15 protein-coding genes are annotated in these 14,502 nt (G+C 67.3%); 2 read left to right on the plus strand and 13 right to left on the minus strand.

Going from position 1 to position 14,502, the window contains the following annotated elements; all coding sequences use genetic code 11:
* Positions 1–3 precede the first annotated feature (3 nt).
* The 10 genes from OHB26_RS32165 to OHB26_RS32210 form a co-directional block, all read right to left on the minus strand.
* Positions 4–624: a class I SAM-dependent methyltransferase gene (locus OHB26_RS32165; protein ID WP_330181011.1), complete on the minus strand. Its 621-nt coding sequence runs from the start codon at positions 622–624 to the stop codon at positions 4–6.
* Positions 625–657: 33 nt separating this feature from the next.
* On the minus strand, positions 658–1,398 hold the full coding sequence (locus tag OHB26_RS32170) for an SDR family oxidoreductase (RefSeq protein ID WP_330181012.1): 741 nt from the start codon (positions 1,396–1,398) through the stop codon (positions 658–660).
* A gap of 23 nt (positions 1,399–1,421) precedes the next feature.
* Positions 1,422–2,618 carry an NADH:flavin oxidoreductase gene (locus OHB26_RS32175; RefSeq protein WP_330181013.1) on the minus strand — a complete coding sequence of 399 codons (1,197 nt, stop codon included), beginning with the start codon at positions 2,616–2,618 and terminating at the stop codon, positions 1,422–1,424.
* Positions 2,618–3,193 (minus strand): helix-turn-helix domain-containing protein, encoded by a 576-nt coding sequence (locus OHB26_RS32180; protein ID WP_330181014.1) that lies wholly within the window; start codon positions 3,191–3,193, stop codon positions 2,618–2,620. Before OHB26_RS32180 ends, OHB26_RS32175 begins: the two co-directional genes overlap by 1 nt.
* A gap of 59 nt (positions 3,194–3,252) precedes the next feature.
* A complete protein-coding gene (locus tag OHB26_RS32185) occupies positions 3,253–3,537 on the minus strand; it encodes a YciI family protein (protein WP_330181015.1) in 285 nt (94 codons plus the stop codon).
* 69 nt (positions 3,538–3,606) lie between these two features.
* Complete coding sequence (locus tag OHB26_RS32190) at positions 3,607–4,467, minus strand: LysR family transcriptional regulator (RefSeq protein WP_330181016.1); 861 nt, start codon at positions 4,465–4,467, stop codon at positions 3,607–3,609.
* Between the two features lie 89 nt (positions 4,468–4,556).
* A complete protein-coding gene (locus OHB26_RS32195) occupies positions 4,557–5,531 on the minus strand; it encodes an acyl-ACP desaturase (RefSeq protein WP_330181017.1) in 975 nt (324 codons plus the stop codon).
* Positions 5,532–5,720: 189 nt separating this feature from the next.
* The gene (locus OHB26_RS32200; RefSeq protein WP_330181018.1) at positions 5,721–6,689 is read right to left on the minus strand and encodes an alpha/beta hydrolase; all 969 of its coding nucleotides are present in this window, start codon (positions 6,687–6,689) and stop codon (positions 5,721–5,723) included.
* A 217-nt stretch (positions 6,690–6,906) separates the two neighbouring features.
* Positions 6,907–7,518, minus strand: coding sequence for a lipocalin family protein (locus OHB26_RS32205; protein ID WP_330181019.1), 612 nt, complete (start codon positions 7,516–7,518; stop codon positions 6,907–6,909).
* Positions 7,515–9,575 (minus strand): MMPL family transporter, encoded by a 2,061-nt coding sequence (locus tag OHB26_RS32210; RefSeq protein WP_330181020.1) that lies wholly within the window; start codon positions 9,573–9,575, stop codon positions 7,515–7,517. Before OHB26_RS32210 ends, OHB26_RS32205 begins: the two co-directional genes overlap by 4 nt.
* 91 nt (positions 9,576–9,666) lie before the next feature.
* Here OHB26_RS32210 and OHB26_RS32215 point away from each other — a divergent pair, with 91 nt between their 5' ends.
* Positions 9,667–10,218, plus strand: coding sequence for a MarR family winged helix-turn-helix transcriptional regulator (locus tag OHB26_RS32215; protein WP_330181021.1), 552 nt, complete (start codon positions 9,667–9,669; stop codon positions 10,216–10,218).
* A 163-nt stretch (positions 10,219–10,381) separates the two neighbouring features.
* Positions 10,382–11,749: a wax ester/triacylglycerol synthase domain-containing protein gene (locus OHB26_RS32220; protein ID WP_330181022.1), complete on the plus strand. Its 1,368-nt coding sequence runs from the start codon at positions 10,382–10,384 to the stop codon at positions 11,747–11,749.
* 59 nt (positions 11,750–11,808) lie between these two features.
* Here the strand turns inward: OHB26_RS32220 and OHB26_RS32225 are convergent, their stop codons facing one another.
* From OHB26_RS32225 to OHB26_RS32235, 3 genes are all read right to left on the minus strand, one after another.
* Positions 11,809–12,771 carry a ferritin-like domain-containing protein gene (locus OHB26_RS32225; RefSeq protein WP_330181023.1) on the minus strand — a complete coding sequence of 321 codons (963 nt, stop codon included), beginning with the start codon at positions 12,769–12,771 and terminating at the stop codon, positions 11,809–11,811.
* Between the two features lie 160 nt (positions 12,772–12,931).
* Positions 12,932–13,696, minus strand: coding sequence for a ThuA domain-containing protein (locus OHB26_RS32230; protein WP_330181024.1), 765 nt, complete (start codon positions 13,694–13,696; stop codon positions 12,932–12,934).
* Positions 13,693–14,457 (minus strand): SDR family NAD(P)-dependent oxidoreductase, encoded by a 765-nt coding sequence (locus tag OHB26_RS32235; RefSeq protein ID WP_330181025.1) that lies wholly within the window; start codon positions 14,455–14,457, stop codon positions 13,693–13,695. Before OHB26_RS32235 ends, OHB26_RS32230 begins: the two co-directional genes overlap by 4 nt.
* Between the last annotated feature and the right edge of the window lie 45 nt (positions 14,458–14,502).

Raw genomic sequence — 14,502 nt, forward strand, 5'->3', positions numbered from 1 at the left:
GGGTCAAGGCTTGCGGGCCGCGATGAACAGGTCGTGTTCGGTTATCGCGTCCGGGTGATCGGGCAGGAATTCGACCACTCGCTGACGCACGACCTCCAGACCCAGCTCGGTCAGGCGGCGCTGGAACTCCTGGGGCGGATAGCTGCTGACCGTGACGGGCTTGCCCATGAATTCGATATCGAGGTTCTCGATATCGGCGGGCACCGTGGCGAGCAGGAAGATGCCGCCCGGTGCCAGCCATTCGGCGAATTTGCCCAGTGCGTCATCGATTTCGGCCCTGGTGAGCTGGAGCAGCGGAAAGAAGGCCGTCACCGCGTTCCAGCTGCCGACCGGGTAGGACAGCGTGCGCAGATCCGCCACCTCGAAGCTGGCAGCGGGCACCTGCGCGCGGGCGATCTCGATCATCCCGGGCGACACATCGCATCCGGTGACCCGGTGACCGGCGGCCACCAGCACCTCGGCGGTGGGTCGCCCGGTACCGCAGCCGATATCGAGAACCTTCGCTCCGCTGGGCAATTGGGTGAGCAGCCAGTCGAGTTCCTCGCGGTGCGCGGTCAATCCGGCGAACGCGTCCTCGTAGTCCCTACCCAGCGCATCGAAGACCTCGGCGGCAGAAAGTCCCATGGAGCCAAGGTAATCCAGGGCCGAGCTCGAGGTCTAGGCTCGACCGGCGGTCATTCCGCCGTCCACCACGAATTCCGCGCCATTGCAGTAGCTGGACTCCTCGCTGGCCAGGAAGACCACCAGCGGGGTCACCTCCTCGGGCAATCCGAGGCGGGCCAGGGTGTTCGCGCCGCGATCGAGCGTGCTGTCCGCGGGCGCGCCGAGCATCGGGGTGAGGATGCCACCCGGATGCACCGAGTTGACCCGCACTCCGTGCGGAGCCAGTTCCAGGGCAGCCGATTTCGTCAATCCACGCAACCCGAATTTGGAGGCGGTGTACGCGTGCACACCCGGGACGCCCTGGATTCCGGCGGCCGAGGAGATGTTCACCACCGAGGCCGGGCGCGCGGCCACCAGCGCGTCACGGGCCGCGGTCAGGCCCAGGAACGGTCCGGTGAGATTGATGGAAATCACTGTCTGCCACTGCTTCTCGGTGTACTCACCGATAGGGCCGCCGTCCAGGATGCCCGCGTTGTTGACCAGGACGTCGAGTTTGCCGAAGCGCCGGACCGTTTCGGCCACGGCGGCCTCCCAGTCCTGCGAGCGGGTGACATCGAGGTGGATGTAGCCGGCGCGCTCACCGAGTTCCTCGGCCAGCCGGGTGCCCGCCTCGTCGGCGATATCGCCGATCATGACGGCCGCACCCTCGGCGATGAAGGCCCGGGCGTGCGAGGCGCCCATACCCGAGGCCGCGCCGCTGATCAGGGCGACGCGACCGGTCAAGCGATTACTCATGGTTCTTCCTCGATCGGTGCGGGTCAGCGAAGTGTCAGCGTGATCGGCTGACGCGGCTGGTCGGGCCGGTACACACAGCGGGTACCGGTGTAGATGGTGGGCATGCACTCGTTGCAGTGCACGCACATCGATCGGGTTGCGGCGTCGGATTGGATGCGGTGCAGCAGATTCGGCTCACGCAGCAGTGCCCGGCCCATGGCGACGAAGTCGAAGCCCTCGGCCATGGCCAGGTCCATGGTGTCCTGATTGGTGATGCCGCCCAACAGGATCAGCGGCATGGCGAGTTCGCGACGGAATTGACGCGCCCGCTCCAGCAGGTACGCCTCCTGATACGGATACTCCTTCAGGAAGGCCCGCCCCATCAACCGGAAGCCCCAGCGCGCCGGTCCCGGAAGGACTTTCGCGAAGGCGCGGCGTGGTGCGTCGCCGTGGAAGAGCAGCATCGGATTGAGCAGTGAACTACCGGCGGTCAATTCGAGTGCGTCCAGGGCTCCGTCGGCCTCCAGCCAGGCGGCCACCTGTAGTGATTCCGGGACGGTCAGGCCGCCGCGGATACCGTCCTCCATATTCAGTTTCGCCGTCACCGCAATCCGGTCGCCGACGGCTTCCTTTACCGCACAGGCGATTTCGCGGGCCAGCCGGGCTCTGTTGGCCGGTGATCCGCCGTAGCCGTCCTTGCGGCGGTTCAGCAGCGGGCTCAGGAACGAGCTGACCAGATAGTTGTGCCCGAAATGGATCTCCACCGCGTCGAATCCGGCCTGCTCGGCCAGCAGGGCGGCGTTCGCGTGCGCGGCCACCAGATCCCGGATCTCGCTCGCGCCGGGAACCTTGGTGGCGCGCATACCGAGCGGGTTGAACATCGGACTGGGTGAGAGCGCGGGCAGCCGATTGGACGCGGCATTGGCGACCGGTCCGGCATGGCCGATCTGAGCGCTGACCGCCGCACCCTCGGCGTGCACGGCGTCGGTCAATTTACGCAGTCCCGCAACGGCTTCCGGGCGCATCCAGATCTGGTGCCGATCGGTTCGCCCGCCCGGCGCGACCGCGCAGTAGGCCACGGTCGTCATGCCGACGCCACCGGCGGCCACCTCCCGATGGAAGGCGATCAGCTCCTCGGTGACCAGCGCGTCGGGGGTGCGGCCTTCGAAGGTCGCGGCCTTGATCACCCTGTTGCGCAAGGTGATCGGGCCGAGTTGGACCGGGGCGAATATCTCGTTCACTAGTGTGTTCCCTTCGGTGTGGTCAGTCCGGCGACCACGAAATCCCGTAGCGTCGCCAACTCGGGAGCCGACATCCCGTGCTCCTCGATCTCGGGACTGCCGAAACGCATGATGATCAGGTCGAAGGCGAGCATCCACCGCCGTGTGCCCTCACCGGTGCTCAATTCCGGCAGCAGCGCGGTCCAGGACTCCATCTGAAACCACTGCCCCCGCCAGGTGGTGAGGTGCCGGCCGATGACGAACCGGGCCAGCAGCCGAAGATGCAAGCGGCCCAACGGATCCGCGGCCAGCTCGACGAAGGGCGCGAGGATGGTGTCGACCACCGCGGGCACCGAATCCCGTCCCGCGGTCGCCCCGGCCAGCCCGGCGGCCCACAGCGGACCCAGCCGATCCTCGATCAGCGCACCGACCAGGGCCTCCTTCGACCCGAAGTGATAGTGCACCGCGGCCGGATTGACCTTCGCCGCCGCGCAGATCCCGCGCACCGACACCTCGTCATAGGGCTCGACCAGCAGTAACCGCTCCGCGGTGGTCAGCAGCAACTCCCGGGTACCCGCGGCGACCTTCTCGACCATGCCAAGCAGTGAAACACAATTCAAACAGCGATTCAATCACTGATTGAAACTGCCCCGGCTCAGGCGTCGATCTGGGCGATCAGGGAACGGGTGGGCTGTACCTCGGTGATGGTGTAGTCGGCCAGGCGCTCGCGGTGGAACGGGTCCTCGGTGATGAGGCGTTCGATCGCGGCGCGGTCAGTACCGCGCGCCAGGATCACTCCGCCGGTTCTGGGGACCTTGCGGCCGGTCATCAGAAAGGTGCCCGCGGCCAGCTGCCGATCGATGTATTCGTAGTGTTCGGGCAGCCAGGCGTCGAGCCGCTCGAGCGCGCCGTCGCGGTAGGTCAGATCGAGGATGAACATGATGGAAAGCAAACGCGGGCAACCGTTCCCGCGTCCAAGAGGCAGCGCCTCACGAGTGTTACCGAACGCCTAAAGGTTCAGGTCCGTCGCGATCTGGGCGAGCGCCAGGTGACGGGTATCACTCGGAAAGGCCAGTGCCAGGCGGAGTCTCGGTGCGTCCGAGGCCAGGGGCCGCCACATGAGCGAACGGGTCGGATCGGCGTCGCGTTCGGGGCGCAATGCCACGCAGGGCTCCGAACCGGAGAGTTCGGCCAGGGTCACCGAACGCCGCGCGGTCGACACCCGCACCGCGGGCTGCCAGCCGTGCTCGTGGCAGACCCGCAGCACCTCGTCGTGGTATCCGGGTGCGAGATCGCGACGGAACCACAGCAACCGCTCGCCCACCAGATCCGCCCACTCGATCGACGCGTTCGCGGCGAGCCGATGTCGGACCGAAAGCAACACCCCCAGCGGCTCATCGGAGACCACGGCGACCGTCAGATCCGCACCCTCGATCGGCAGTGACACCACTCCAGCGTCCAGCACACCCCGCCGCAGCAGCGGCAGCTGCGCCGCGGACGACAGATCACGGAACTCCACCACCGCACCGGCATGCCGGGCCGCGCCGACGATACGGGTCGGCAGATCCTCGGCCGCGCCCGGCGCGATACCCACCGACAGCAGCGGTTCCGCCGCCGCGGCCGCGACCGCGCGCACTCCCCGCTCGGCCGCGGCCAAGGCCACCCGCGCCTCGGGCAACAGCGCCCGCCCCGCGGCGGTCAAAGCCATTCCGGCGGCCGACCGATCGAACAGCTCCGCACGCAACTCCTGCTCCAGCGCGCGAATCTGCTGACTCAACGAGGGCGAACGCAGCCCGAGCCCCTGCGCGGCACGCGTCAGATTCCCCTCGTCGGCCACCGCACAGAAGTATCGAAGCTGCCGTAATTCCACCCCGACAGTGAACCAGAATCCGGGCGGATATCCGGGTTGCCGACGAGCACGGTTACCCTTTCGCGACGGCCATCACGGGTGCACCGTCGCTACCGATCGGAGAATGCCTCGGCCCTGGCGCGGTCGCGGGCCAGGGCTCGATCGCGTTGCTCCTCGAAGCGGGGGATCTGTGCGGTCTCCAGGTTGTACAGGAAGGCCGCGAGGCTGTCCCGGGCCGATTCACCGCGCGGGCCGAAATCGTTGCGGTCGAACAGGTTCCAAGCGCGGACGACGGGGTTGACGACCTCTTCGAGGTGCTGGCGCAGGTCGTAGATGCCATGTTTGGCCATCAGCACCCCGTGGCGGCGGAAGTTGGGCATCGAGTGGCCGGGCATCCGGAAGTTCTCGATCACCCGGACGATCGCCTCGATGGCCTGGTCGGGGGCGAGGTCGAGGGCGGCGGCGCACATATTGCGATAGAAGATCATGTGCAGGTTCTCGTCCGCGGCGACCCGCGCCAGCATGCGCTCGGCGATGGGATCATCGCAGACCTTGCCGGTATTGCGGTGGCTGACGCGAGTGGCCAGCTCCTGGAACGACACATACGCCACCGAATGCAGGAATCCCGCGCCGTCGTGTTCGTGAAGTTCGCTGGGCGCGGCGAAGCCGGTGCCCATATGGGTCATGCGGTCGTTCTCCAGCGCGACCGGATCCACGCCGCGGGTGACCACGAGATAGTCGCGCATGACCACGCTGTGCCGGTTCTCCTCGGCGGTCCAGCGCCCGACCCAGGTACCCCACGCGCCGTCCAGCGAGAAGTTCGTGGCGATCTCGCGATGGTACGAGGGTAGGTTGTCCTCGGTCAGCAGGTTGGTGATCATCGCGGCCCTGGCGACCTCGGAGAGTTCGGATTGTTCCGGCTCCCAGTCGATTCCGCCCAGCATGGCGAAATTGCCGCCCACATCCCACGGTACATAGTCATGCGGATGCCAGTCCTTGGCCATGGCCAGATGCCGGTTGACCTCCTTCTCGGCGATCGGCTCCAATTCGGTCAGCAATTGCGTCTGGGTCAGATCGCGAACCACAGATCGTTCACCTTGCCCTTCGGATGAGGAATGGATGCTGCCTTGCGAAAGTGAGGATGCCTATCGGAAAATCGGCGATGTAGGGTCCAAAGTCCTGAGAGATGCGGAGTTTCGGCACCGCACGCCCGCGATCATTCGACCGGTGGCCGAGCCGGGCAGCGCCCGACTCGGCCGTCCGAATCGCAGGTGTCAGGACAGGGTTTGGACGGTCCCCGCCGTGATGAGACTCTGGTAGTAGCCGCCGCCCGGGTAGAGGTCGGCGGTTGTCGAGCCGGAGATGAAGTCACCCGCCCAGCCGATCGAAAGGCGCTGTAGCGCTTCGATATTCTTCGCCTGCGGGGTGCCGCAGGCCACTTTGTCGGGTGCCGGGGCACTGCTGCCCTCGACATCGATGTGCGCGCCGGAGGTCAGCCGCACACCCAGGAAAGGGCGCGAAAGCTGATCGAGCAGCACCTGAGTGCCCGCACCGTTCCTGTTGCAGGTGTAGGGCGGAGCGGTGACCGCCAGGATCGGCAGCGTGGTGTTGGCCAGGTGGTTGAGCGAGCTGCTGAGGTTGTTGCCGATGAAGCTCTTCACCGGGTCATAGAGCACCATGCCGCGCAGCTTCGCGAAGGCGTCCGGATAGTCCTGGCGCAGTTGCTGTGCCACGTACGGCACCGCCTCGCCGCCCGCGGAGTGCCCGGCGAAGACCCATGAGGTGGGCAGCGGCAGCGTGCTGCGCCCGGCCTTGGTGCGAGCCTCGGTGAAGCTGCGGCCGAGCTTGTCACCGAGATCGGCGGATTTGCCGAACAGGTCGGCGACATTGTGCAGGAAATCGGTGTTGTTGCCGAGGTTTTCGAGTGTGCAGCCCAGGACGTTCGCGGTGGGCAGGGTGGGGGCGAAGACCAGGAAACCCTGGGCGGTGAACTTGCGCGCGGTGTCGTCGACCGAGTCGTTGGCGCTGGCGAAGCCGTGCTGGAGCCAGACCAGACCCTTGGGATCACCGCCGGGGAAGTACCAGGCGCTGCTCTGATGCAGTGTGGTGAAGGCGCATCGAATATCGACCTTGTTCTCCACCTTGGTGACCGTGGTCTCGGCCGCGGCATCCGGTGTGGACACGGTGGTGAACAGGGTTGCGGTGCATGCGATTACCGCGGCGAGAAGCCGTCCGATTCGCAATGGAACTCCTAATGTTTCTCACATCGAAACGATGTTTCGCTTCTAGCGGTCCATTAGGGGGCCACGGGATGAACGGCGTCAATAGTCTGAAACGAGATTGCTTAACAATAGCCATCAGGCGGCACCGCGCCCGGACACGACCAATCGACCGGGCCGGTACCGGCTCGGTCGATCAGGCGATATGCGCGATGTCAGAATTCGGTTCGGGGCACCTCGCTCAGGCCACGCACAGCGGGGCGATCCGGTCGAGACCGCCGGTGGCGGGGGTTGTCAGATACCAGCAGGGGTCCTCACCCGCCGCCGTGACGGCGGCGCGGATATCGCGCCATTGTGCCGCGTCCAGGGCCGGGGTCCGTGACAGTACGAAGCCGGACAACCGGTTCGGATCGGTGACCAGCGCCCAGGCGTAGTCGTCGCCGAGTGCGGTGACGATGTAGTTGGTCGGGCCGTAACGCATGTCCTGGGTCGGTACGCCCGGAAAGCTGACATGCAATTGCGCACGGGTCACGGGATCGGTGACGGTGGCGGTGCCGCGGATATCGTTCGGTCCGCCGGACCAGGTCGTGCACGAATTGTGCACCGCCACATCGCCTTGCTGATCCAGCGTGTACTCCGCGCGCGTATCCCTCGCGCAGACCAGATTGAAATACTGTGGCACCGCGGCCAATTGGTACCAGGTGCCCAGATATCGGGTCAGGTCGAGGTCGGCGATCGGCGCGGGCGGGTCGGCCTGGGCGGTCGCCGGGGCTCCGATTCCCGCGACCGGAGCCCAACTCGCCGCGGCCACGGCGAGAGCAGCCAGGGCCGTACGCATTCGATTTCGATTCACGGTGTTCTCCTTTCGATATGACGGCGACCGGGCCACCAGATCCGGTCACCGAGAATGGCGAACAAGGCTGGGACAGCGACGGTTCGGACGACGAACGTATCGAGCAGAATGCCGATGCCGACCACGATGCCCAGCTGGGTGAGGGTGATCAGCGGCAGCACTCCCAGCACGCAGAAGACCGCCGCCAGCACCACGCCGGCGCTGGTGATCACCGCGCCGGTGGAGGCGACCGCGCGCACCATTCCGTCGACGGTGCCGTGCCGCTCGGCCTCCTCCCGCGCCCGGACCACGAGGAAGATCGTGTAATCCACGCCGAGCGCGACCAGGAACAGGAAGCCGAACAGCGGGACATTGGTGTCCAGCGCGGGGAATCCGAAGAGATGGTCACTGGCCAGACTGCCCAGCCCCAAGGCCGCCAGCGCACTGATCACGGTGACGGCGACCAGGATCAGCGCGGCCGGGATGGCCCGCAGCAGCACCAGTAGCACCGCCAGGATGACCGCGAGGATGAGCGGAATGACCAGCGCCTGATCGCGCCGGGCCGCGTCTCGGGTGTCGAGGGCCTGCGCATCCGAACCGCCCACCAGGGCTTGCGATCCGGGGATCGCCGAAAGCTCCCCGCGCAGCCGTTCGATGGTTGCGAAGGCCCCCGCGGAGGCGGGCGGTGCGTCCAGCACGACCGCCCATCGCGTCAGACCGGCGTCGGACTCTCCCCCGGCGCTCGCACGGGACACGCCTCCGGCGTGGTCGAGCGCCCGCTGCACCTCGGCGGCCGCGGCGGTCTTCGCCAGCACGATCGCGGGATCCGATGTGCCCGAAGGGAAGTGGGCGGCCAGGCTGCCCAGTCCGTCCACCGACTCCGCACGCACTCGGAATTGCTCGGTCTGGGCGAGTCCGACCTTGGTCACCAACAGTCCACTCGCACACAGCAGTAGCACCGCGAGCACCGGCACCAGCACGCGGACCGGCCGCCGCACCACCCGCGCGGCGATCGCGTACCACACCCCGGACCGTGTCTCGTCCCGCTCATCCACGCGGGGAACGAAGGGCCAGAACACCTTTCGACCGCACAGCGCCAGCGCGGGCGGGAGCGCGAACAGGACGAACACCAGCGCCACCACCAGCCCGGCGGCCGCGAACGCGCCCAGGCTGCGGGTATTGGGCAGCACCGCGAGCAGCAGCGTCAGCAGCGCGATGACCACGGTGGCATTGCTGGCCAGAATGGCAGGGGCGGCACGGCGCACCGCGGCGCGCAACGCTTCTCGATGAGATTCGCGGTGGTGGAGTTCGTCGCGATACCGCGAGACCAGCAGCAGAGCGTAGTTGGTGCCCGCACCGAAGACGAGCACGCTGGTGATCCCGCTGGTGGATCCGTCGAAGGCGAGCCCGGTCACATGGGAGAGCAGGGTGCCGACCGAGGTGGCCACCCGGTCCGCCAGAGCCACCACGGTCAGCGGCAGCAACCACAGCACCGGCGACCGGTAGGTCGCTATGAGCAGCACCATCACCACCAGTGCGGTGACCGCCAGCAGCAATACGTTCGCCCCGGAGAACGATTCGGCGATATCGGCACCGAAGGCCGGGCCGCCGGTCACCTGGAAGACCAACTGCGGTGGCATATCCCGGTCGGCCGCCGCGCGCAGCCCCTGCACGCGATCGGAGAGCGCGAACCCGTCGAGCGAGGCGGGCACCGGAACAGCGAGCAAGGCCGCCCGGCGATCCGGCGCGATCACGGCGGGTGCGCGGTCACCGGTACCGGCTCGCATGCGCTCCCCCGCGGATTCCACGGCAGCGACATCCTGTGCGGTGAGCTCACCGCCATCGGCGCGGGTGGCGACCAGTACCGCGGCGGCGGTATCGCCGCCCGGGAACCGCTTCACCATGGCCGCGACACGCGCGGACTCGGCCGAATCCGGCAAGGACTTGGGCCCCTGCCCCGAACTGTCGTCGGTTCCGGCCGCACCCATGATCAACACGCCCGCCGCGATAACCGCGAGAAGAACTGCCCATGCCCTGCGCCCGGTGACCAGGGCCGCGTAGCGATCCCATACGCTCATGGAGCCAACTATTTCAGATTCTTAAATATCACGCAAAGGGCATCCGCTCCGCTGGCACTAGGCTGAACCTCTGACCACGAAGGAGGGAGCAGTGGCCGACCACCCGGCGAATCCACCCGAGCTCGCGACCGAACGCCCAGGGCTCGAAACCGAGATCGCCCGCGATGTCCGCGCCCTCGCCGCGGTCTCCGAGCAGATCGGGCACAGCTTCGCCCGCTCACATGAACTGCGCCCCAACGATTTCCGCGCCCTGGTCCATGTGGCCACCGCGGAGGCCGAGGGCACCCCGCTCACCGCGGGCGGGCTGGGAACCCTCACCGGCGTCTCCCCCGCCGCCATCACCTATCTCGTCGAGCGCATGATCGACTCCGGTCACCTCGAGCGGGCGGTCGACGCCACGGATCGCCGCCGCGTCAAACTCCACTACACGGATCAAGGCATGGCGGTCGCCGCGGCCTTCTTCATGCCCTTGGCCACCCGAATGCGCGCCGCGCTGTCACCCCTGTCCGACAGCGAACTCGAAACGACCCATCGCACGCTGGTCCGCATCATCGCCGCGTTGCGCGAGTTCGCCACCGAACTCGACGATCCCGGTGCCGCGCCACCCGCCCCGCCGATGCCGGGCCCGAAGAATATCGGGTAACCCGATCCGATCACGGAGTCCGAAGTGCCCTTCGGCAGGGTTCGAGTTGGCCATGGACCCTAGGGCATCGGGGCGCGAATCGATAGCGTCGAGGGATCGGGCGTTGAATCGTCCAGTGATTCAGCGATTCCGGTGACCGCACCGCACTCGAAGGCAGCTGGCGATGAACTCGCGCGAATCACATATGTCCCAGTCGGATCTGTTCACGTGGAGCATGGAGCAGGATCCGGCGCTCCGATCGACGATCGTTTCGGTCATGATCCTGGATCGCGCACCGGAGTGGGATCGCCTGGTGCGCATGATCGAACGCGGGACGCACGCGGTGGGGCGGTTCCGGCATCGACTGGTCGCCGTTCCGTTCGGTCTCGCGCCACCACGGTGGCGGACCGACCCGAATTTCGATGTGGCGATGCATGTGCGGCGAGCCGTCCTGCCGGCGCCCGGAAACCTCTCGGCGGTCCTGGAATTCGCGCGATCCGAGGCGATGACCGCATTCGATCCGGTGCGTCCGCTATGGCAGTTCACCGTGCTGGATGGGCTGGAGGATGGCCGCAGCGCGCTGGTCTTCAAAGTGCACCACAGCCTGACCGACGGCATCGGCGGCATCCAAATCGCCGGTGAGATGGTCGATTTCGCACGCGGAGGCACCCAACGCGACGAACTCCCCGACGCCGGATACTCCGAGATCGGTGTACTCGGCGACATCCTGGCGTGGAACTGGTCCGTCGGCCGCGAGTTGATGCGCGGCGGCGTCTCGATACTGCTGCCCGCGGTTCGACGGGTCGCCACCGACCCGATCGGCGCGGTGCGCGCCGGAACCGCGCTGGCCACATCGCTACTGCGCCTGGCGCGGCCCATCACCCGCACCCTGTCCCCGCTGATGACCGAGCGCGGCCTCGCACGACAGGTGGCGGTGCTCGATGTACCGTTCCAGGACCTGCACGCCAGCGCGCACCGCGCCGGATGCACGGTGAACGACGCCTTCCTGACCGCATTGCTGATCGGTATGCGCGACTACCACGCCAAACACGGATCGAAGGTCGAGCATCTGCGCGTGGCCATGCCGATCAGCCTGCGCAAGGACGGCGATCCCATCGGAGGCAATCGCATCACGCTGGCTCGATTCGCGGTGCCGGTGGATGTCCCGGGCACCGCCGATCTCATGCACGCCCTGGACGAGGTGGTGGAGGGTTGGCGGCACGAACCGGCGATACCGCTGTCCAATGCCGTTGCGGGGACCTTCAATCGGCTGCCGGTCGGTCTGATCGCGGGCATGTTCAAACACGTCGACTTCATCGCCTCCGATGTCCCCGGCTCACCGGTACCGCTCTACGTCGCGGGCGCGGAGATCGAACGAATCTACGCCTTCGGCCCCACCACCGGCACCGCGTTCAATGCCACCCTGGTCACCCATGCCGGAACCTGCTGTGTGGGAATGAATATGGACACCGCGGCCATCCCGGATCCCGACCTGCTCGTCGACTGTGTCACGGCGGGATTCCGTACGGTGCTGGACTTCGCCCACTGGTGATCACGCGAAAAGTGGGCCCGCTCCCCCGAATTCGGGGGAACAGGTCCGTCGTGCTGCCATCAGTTGAGGCCGGTGATGCCCTGTGCGATCGCGGCGAGTCGGTTCTGGGCGGCCGAGACCACACCGCGCCGGTTGTTGTTCGCCTCCTCGTACGCGAGGACCGCGCGGATGGCGGCGGGCTCGGTTAGTTCCTTGATCGCGGCTACGGCCTGCGCGACATTGAGGTCGGCGTAGTCGCGAATGGGCAACTCATGGGGTTCGAGGACGCCGGTGGCGGCGCGGAAGGAATGCAACGCGTCGGCGGTACCGTCAGCACCTTCGCGGCGGGTGACTTGCTCGGCGGTTTCGAGGGCGGCGTCGCGGGAGGCGGCCAGGGTCTTGACCGCCACATCGCCCGCGTGCGCGCCCCGGGCCAGCAGCTCGCCCAATGCCGGTGGAGCGGTGCGGAATACGTCCAGCGCCCGGTCCAGGCCGTGGGCGGACCAGGTGACCGGGATGACGACGAGTTTGACCACGGTTCCGGTAGCGGCCTGGAATGGCGTGCGGCGCAGAGCGGCCGGACCGCCGAGGGCGTCCTCGGCCAGGACCGTGGTCAGCCAGTTCACGTTCGCGGTGTGCGCGGTGATCAACCGATCCGCCAAAGTCACCACCTCGGCGTGCCGGGCCTCGGTCGCCAGCGCCTTGATGTAGCGGGAGCGGTCGAGCAGTTGATGTTCCAGGGCGAGGTCGCCGAGCAGCGCCTCGTCGAAGGGCTGTGCCTGTTCGCCGACCGCCTTGACCGCGGCCATCGCCCGTCCGACGAAGGGGCCGATCAGTTCGGGGGTGCCACCCAGTTCTCGAATGGCGGACTGAATCGCTTCGGCGCGGGAGCGGGCCTGGTCGGCATTCTTGGACAACTCCTCGTGCACCGCGTCGGTGCGGGCCTGCGCGATCCGCGTTTCGGCGACCTGGATTTCGGTGGTGGTCAGATCACGGACTGCGCGTAACTGCGCCAGCAGAGTGGCGGTATCGCGGGTGCTCATGTGAATCTCTCTCCTCTGTGTCGAGATCAGGTCGGCGCGAGTGCACCTCTAACCCCGACTACCCAGCAGAGGCATCCGAAACATTGGGACGCAATCGAAGTCGACCGGACGCGGAGATTGTCCGGCCGCATCCGGATACCCGGATATCGTGCGCATGGTCTCACTCGGCCGCGTCGGAGAACTCTCCGGTCACGGCCCAATTCAGGCAACGGCGCAGGATGGCGCGGTACTCGGTCACCTCCCAGCTGCCCCGGTCGGTGACGCCGAGATCGGCCACGCCGAGGTCCTGGAGATCGAAGCGGCCACGGCAGTGTCCCAGTGTGAGGTAGCAGACCGTTCCGGCTCCGAGCTCCTTGAGATAGAGCACCGGGCGCGGTTCGTCGGTGCTGGTATGGCCCTCCTCGAAACCCGGTGCGTCCCCGACGTACCGGGTGTGCGCGAGGACGCGCAGCGGTGGATGCAGCTCACTGATATAGAGCTCGTCGGTGACTTCGAAGGGGGTCAGGCCACGTACCAGCGGATGGCCGGGCTCGGTGAGTTCGACCCGGTAGGGTCCGACCGGCGGATGGCCGAGGAACTGACTGCCCAGCACAGCGGCCAGTTCCCCGAGGGAGCGTGGGGTGGCGAATCGTTGCGGGCCCAGGGGTTCGATGGCCGAGTTGGTGCCGTGCAGCGCGAGCCAGCGCCCACCCCCGGCGACGAATGCGGTCAGGGCCGCGCGTTGTTCGGCCGAGGGCACGCGGTTGCAGGTGTACGTGATGAGCAGATCGGCTTCGGCCAGGTCCGCGAGGCAGTCGTAGTCCTGGTAGACGCGGGTGCGGACCCGATCGTGAGCGCCGAGTTCGGTGAGCAGGCACAGTCTGGCGTAATCGAAATCGTGCCAGCTGCCACCGCAGACCAGGACGGCCTCGATCCGGCCGGTCAAAAGTCGAAGCGGTTGGTGAAGCCGCCGTCCACCACCAGGTTGACGCCGGTAATGTGGCCCGCGACAGGGGAAACCAGGAAGGTCGCCGCATTGGCGATATCGTCGGCGCCGGCCAATTTGCCCAGCGCGGAGGCGGCCACCGCACCTTCGAAGAGTGCGGGGACCCCCGCGCGGATGTGGTCCCACACCCCACCCTCGAAGAACACCGGACCGGGCGAGATCGCGTTGACCCGCACGCCCTTCGGCCCCAGCGCGCGGGCCTGCGCCGAAACATGCTGCAGCATCGCGGCTTTGAGCGCACCGAAGCTGTTCGCTGTCGGGAGAACGCCCGCCTCCAGCGCCGAGGTGCTGGCAATGGCCAGGACCGCCGCGGCCGCACTGCGCTCGAGGTGCGGTGCGGCCGCCTCGAGCAGGGTGACCAGGCTCATCAGATCGGCGCGAAAGTTGTCGAGCCACGGGTCGGGCCCCTCGCTGACCGAGGCCGAGGCATTGGCGATGACAATGTCCAGTCCGCCCAGCGCCGTCGCGGTCGCCCCGACGAATTCGGTAAGCGCGGCCGGGTCCGCCACGTCCACGACGCGGTGAAATACCGTGCCGCCCTGCGAACTCAGCTCCGCGGCCGCCTTCGACAACCCTTCTTCGCCACGGGCGCAGATACCCACGGCGGCGCCCTCCGCCAGCAGTGTGCGGGCGATGGCGAGACCGATACCGCGACTGCCACCGGTGACGAGGGCGCGCTTGCCCTCGAGATCGAGATTCATTGGTTTCTCCTGGATTCTTGCGGACGTTGTTGCAGGACAGCGTGT

Origin of the sequence: Nocardia sp. NBC_01503 (assembly GCF_036327755.1) — a bacterium.
In the GTDB taxonomy this organism is placed as follows: domain Bacteria; phylum Actinomycetota; class Actinomycetes; order Mycobacteriales; family Mycobacteriaceae; genus Nocardia.